Source organism: Caulobacter sp. D5 (assembly GCF_003185805.1).
Lineage (GTDB): Bacteria > Pseudomonadota > Alphaproteobacteria > Caulobacterales > Caulobacteraceae > Caulobacter.
In genome coordinates this window covers 1-5,036 of the sequence record NZ_QHJY01000191.1, presented here as the reverse complement: position 1 = coordinate 5,036, position 5,036 = coordinate 1, and the positions used below count along the sequence as shown (strand labels likewise).

Here is a 5,036-nt window from a genome sequence, read left to right as displayed (position 1 = left end):
CGAACACGTCCTCGCTGACGGCCTCGCCGCCGAACGAGAAGCGGTCCTCGCAGAACGGCGAGTGCGCCGCGGGCGCCTGGCGGGCCGGGGCCGGCGCGGGGGCCGGGGTCTCGGCCAGGCGACGCTGGGCGTCGGCCAGGCGGGTGTCGATCTTCTCGCGGGCCTCGTCGAGCAGACGCGCGGTGCGCTCCTCCGACTGGCGGATGCGGTCGATCAGTTCCTGCGAGCTGCGTTCGGCGCGCTGGTTCAGGCGGTCGGTAACCCTAACCACCTGGTCGCCGACGTCGTCGATGGCCAGGGCGTTGCGGCGCTCCGAGGCGCTGATGCGCTCGGCCAGCTTCTCGGTGATGCGGGCGATCTCGACGCCCAGCTTCTCCAGAGCCTGGGCCTGGACGCTGTCGTTGCGATTGAGCTTGTGCTCGACGCTGGCGGCGATGCGCGCCACCTCGCCGCCGACCTGCTCGATGGCGTTGGCCTGGCGGGCTTCCGAGGTCTGGATGCGGCGGTTGAAGGCGTCGGCCAGGCCGACAACCTCGCGGCCCATGCGCTCGATGGCCTGGGCCGAGCGCTGCTCGGCGGCCTGGATGTGGGCGGTCATCTCGCCCAGCTTGCGCTCCATGCGGTCGAAGCGGCCGTCGGCCGTCTCGCGCAGCTTGGCGGCCATCTCGACGCGGGCGGCCTCCATCTTGGCCGACAGGCTGCCGGCCAGCTCTTCGAGGCGCTTCTGGGCGCTGCCGCCGTCGCCCTCGACGGCCGACAGGCGGCTGTCCAGGGCCGAGAACGAACCGCCCAGCGCCTGCAGCGCCTCGGCGGTGCGGGCCTCGGCGGCTTCCAGGCGTTCCTGAAGACGGGCGACGACTTCTTCCACCACGGCCGAGGCCGGCGCGGCCTCTTTGGCCGCCACCTTGGCTTCCAGCGAGGCCAGGGTCTCGCGGGTGCGGCTTTCGCCTTCGTAGAGGTGGTTGGCCACGCGGCCGACGGCGCTTTCCAGCGCGCGCAGGGCCTCGGCCGAGCGCGGGCCGGCGGCCTCGTTCTCGACGCGGCGCAGGCGCTCGGCGTTGCGGGTCTGCTCGCTCTTGATCTCGTCGGCCAGGCCCTCGAAGCGGGCGGCGACGGCGATCTGTTCGCGCTCGGAGCTGGACAGGCGTTGCAGCGCTCCGCGCACCGACTGGTCGATGCCGGTGATGGCCTGGGCCGAGCGGGCCTCGGCGGCCTCGATGCGCTGGGTCAGGCGGTCGAGCGCGGTGGCCATCCGGCCCACCTCGTCGGCGGGATGCTCGGGGGCCTCGATGCGCGGCGGCGCCTCGGCGCGGTCGGCCTCAAGGTAAATGGCGCGGCCGTTCGAACGGCCAGTATCGTTAACGGGATCGGCGGGCGGAGCATCGAAACCGGCGGAATCGCCTTCGATGATCATCCGGTTCAGCCACTCACCGAGGGTCATGCCCGAGCGACGGGCGAGGTCCTTGGCGACCTCCCGTGCTTTCGGGTCAATACCCTTTACGCTCCATGGAGCCGCGGCAGTCATGCGAATCGTTCTCCCCGCACCTGGGGACCCACGCTAGTCACCGATTCCTAGCGTGTAAACGCGACCGAAACGCTAGATGTAGCGTTCCTGTGGACAGGTTAACAGACACAGTTACCAAGGTATGTACAGAGGATTCGGTTCCCGTGTGTTAACGCGCATTAACCTATTGCCAGGCCGATTGTCGCAGGCCATTTGCGCCCGATGGACATGATCCCCACCCTGATCGCGGGCGCGACGACGATCGCCCTGACCGTGCTTTTCGGCTGGCTGGGCGCGCGTCCTTCCAACCCCGCAAGGGGTCCGCGCATGGCGCCGTGGCGCCCGCTGATGATGGTGACGGCGGTGGCGACCCTGCTTCTGGCCGCTCACGCGCTCAATCTGCTGGGCTTTAAGACGGGCGACCCGCGCTATTAGGTCGCGGCCGCTTGGTCAGTCCAGAGACGCCGCCGGACGACATCAGGCCGATGTCGGCGAGCAGAAACGGGATCGCCCAGCGACGAGGTGCCGCAATGTAGCGCGGCTGCCAGACCGGATCGTACTTGTCCTTGTAGCGCCGCACGCCCTGGAAATTGTAGATTCCCTCGCCGCGTTCGTAGAGCAGACGGCCCACGCGCGACATGATCGGGGCCAGCGGCCGGTCGTCCAGGCCCGCCAGCGGGGCCATGCCGAACTCGAACGCCGTATAGCCCTCCGCCTTGCCCCATTGCAGGAGCTCGACGAACAGGTAGTCCATGATGTTCTTGGGCGCCTCGTCGGAGTAGCGCATCAGGTCCATCGAGAACGAGGCCTTGTGGGCCGTGGTCCACAGGGTGGCGAAGGCGACGATGCGGCCTTCCGAGCGAACCAGGGCGACCGGGAACTCGGCGACGTAGCGCGGATCGAAGCCGCCCATCGAGAACTGCTTCTCGCCGCCGGCGTGGTGGGCCAGCCAGGCGTCGGAGATCACCCGCAGCTCGGCCATCACCGTCATGGCCGCGCCGGCCGGGATCATTTCGAAGGCCGCCCCGCCCTCGCCCGCCTTGCGCCAGTTGCGGCGCAGGACCTCGCGACGACGACCGGCCAGGGAGAAGCTCTCCAGCGGCACCACCGCGCTCTCGCCGGTCTTCTGGATGGCTAGGCCCAGATCCACGGTGTCGGGCAGGTCCTCGGGGCCCAGAGCGTAGAAGCCGGCCCGCGCCGCATGAGCGTCGGCCAGCTCGCGGAAACGCCAGAACAGCTCCATGCGCTCGTCGTCGCGGCCCACGGGCGGGCCCATGGCGATCCAAGAGCGGCGGCGCACGCCGAACATCAGGAAGCTCTCGCCCGAGGCCGAGAACAGGAAACGCTTGTCGCCCAGCAGGGCCAGGTTCGAAGCCGGCTCGGCGGCTTCGGCCTTGGCCAGGATCGCCCGCACGCGGTCGAAGTCGGGATCGGTGTCGTCCACGACCGGCGGCGTCGCCGGGGTGGCGATCAGACGCCACAGGCCGATGCCCATCAGCACCACCGCCGCGGCGATCGACGAGCGGATGGCCCGCGCGGCCTCCTTGTCGCCCATGATCCGCATCCACGAGCGGTCGGCGTATTCGGTGTGGTGGAACATCCACCAGCCCAGGAAGGCCGCCCCGCCGATGGCCGCGGCCGCCGACAGCAGCCAGCCGGGCGTGATCTCCATCCGCGACAGGGCCGCCTTGCGGGGGAAGGCCTCGTGGAACGGCACGATGGCCAGGAAGAAGGCGCTCAGCGTCGCCGTCTCTTCCCAGTTCAGGCCCTTGAAGATCGCCAGCACCGCGCCGGCGGCCAGCATCACCAGGGTGGCCCACCAGGCCGCGTCCAGCCGCGCCCGCAGGCCGAAGGCCAGCAGCACCAAGACGAGGCCCAGGATCGACGAGACGAAGTGGCTGATCTCGATCAGCGCCGACGGGGCGAAGGCCAGCAGGATCGCGAAGCGCGTGGGTTCCGACGGCGTCGCGCCCGAGGCCAGCAGCAGCACGCCGGCCGAGGCGGCCAGGATCGCCGCCAGCGTCGGCGCGATCGCCAAGGCGGCGGGTCTCAGTTCTGGCGCGGACATCAAGACCCCTGATCGGCGAATCCCGGACCGGGAAACGTCATCGGCGCTTCTATAACGCCTTCGTGGCGTTCCCGTCGCGCGTCGCGATGCGAACGATTGTTTGAATCGACTTGCTCCCAGCGTTCCGTGGCGTAGTCTGCCCTCCGAAGCGGGCCGACAAGCGCCCGAGACGAACCAGGGAGCCCCCGCCATGGCCGACTTCGGCGCCACCGAACTCGACACCTTCCGCGCCGAAACGCGCGCCTGGCTGGAGGCCAACTGCCCCCCCTCCATGCGCACCCCGATCGCCGACGAGAAGGAAGCCCCCTGGGGCGGCGCCAGGGCCCAGTGGAAGAACCCCGACGCCAAGCTCTGGCTCGACCGCATGGCCGACAGGGGATGGACCGCGCCGATGTGGCCCAAGCAGTATGGCGGCGGCGGCCTCTCGAAGGCCGAGAACAAGGTGCTCGAGCAGGAGCTGCGCCGCATCAAGGCCCGCCCCGCCCTGATGAGCTTCGGCGTCTGGATGCTGGGCCCCGTCCTGCTGGAATACGCCACCGAGGAGCAGAAGCAGCGCTTCCTGCCCGGCATCGTCCGCGGCGAGACCCGCTGGTGCCAGGGCTACAGCGAGCCCGGCGCCGGCTCCGACCTCGCCGCCCTCCAGACCAAGTGCGAAGACAAGGACGACCACTGGCTGATCAACGGCCAGAAGGTCTGGACCAGCTACGCCGACCAGGCCGACTGGATTTTCTGCCTGGTCCGCACCGACACCTCCAAGAAGCACGAGGGCATCTCGTTCGTGCTGTTCGACATGACCTCGCCCGGCGTCGAGGCCCGCCCGATCAAGCTGATCAGCGGCTCCTCGCCGTTCTGCGAGACCTTCTTCGACAATGTGAAGGTCCCCAAGGAGCAGCTGGTCGGCAAGGTCAACGGCGGCTGGGAGATCGCCAAGCGCCTGCTCCAGTACGAGCGCCAGAACATCTCGGCCTCGGGTTTCGGCGGCAACGCCGGCCTCGACGTGGCCGAAGCCGCCAAGACCCACGTCGGCGTCGACGCCGAGGGCCGCATCGCCGACGGCGACCTGCGCACCCGCATCGCCGCCCACAAGATGGACGCCCACGCCTTCCTGCTCACCGTCCGCCGGGCCGAAGCGGAGTCCAAGACCGGGTCTGGCCCCAGCGCCGCCGTCTCGATCATCAAGTACGCCGCCGCCAAGATGAACCAGGAGCGCACCGAACTGCTGGTCGAGGCGCTGGGCCTGCAGGGCCTGGGCTGGGAAGGCGAAGGCTTCACCCCCGACGAGATCGCCGCCCTGCGCGCCATGCTGCGCGCCAAGGGCAACTCCATCGAGGGCGGCACCAGCGAGGTGAACCTCAACGTCGTCGCCAAGCGCGTGCTTGGCCTGCTCGATCACCAATAATGATCAACCTCTCCCAGAGGGAGAGGGAGGGGCCCGCCGCGAAGCGGTGGGAGGGTGAGGGGTTA

General features: G+C 69.5%; 3 protein-coding genes and 1 pseudogene. 2 read left to right on the top strand and 2 right to left on the bottom strand.

Annotated elements, in window-relative coordinates; genetic code table 11:
* A pseudogene (locus DMC18_RS13630) lies at window positions 1-1,525 on the bottom strand (Localization factor PodJS); the annotation flags it as partial.
* 201 nt (window positions 1,526-1,726) lie between these two features.
* Between DMC18_RS13630 and DMC18_RS13625 the strand changes: the two are divergent.
* On the top strand, window positions 1,727-1,939 hold the full coding sequence (locus DMC18_RS13625; RefSeq protein WP_110119342.1) for a hypothetical protein: 213 nt from the start codon (window positions 1,727-1,729) through the stop codon (window positions 1,937-1,939).
* Here DMC18_RS13625 and DMC18_RS13620 read toward each other — a convergent pair.
* Window positions 1,914-3,572 (bottom strand): bifunctional lysylphosphatidylglycerol flippase/synthetase MprF, encoded by a 1,659-nt coding sequence (locus DMC18_RS13620; protein WP_110119343.1) that lies wholly within the window; start codon window positions 3,570-3,572, stop codon window positions 1,914-1,916. The two genes, DMC18_RS13625 and DMC18_RS13620, sit on opposite strands and share 26 nt — an antisense overlap.
* A gap of 190 nt (window positions 3,573-3,762) precedes the next feature.
* On the opposite strand from DMC18_RS13620, the gene DMC18_RS13615 reads away from it, so the two are divergent.
* On the top strand, window positions 3,763-4,971 hold the full coding sequence (locus DMC18_RS13615; RefSeq protein WP_110119344.1) for an acyl-CoA dehydrogenase family protein: 1,209 nt from the start codon (window positions 3,763-3,765) through the stop codon (window positions 4,969-4,971).
* The last annotated feature ends 65 nt before the right edge of the window (window positions 4,972-5,036 follow it).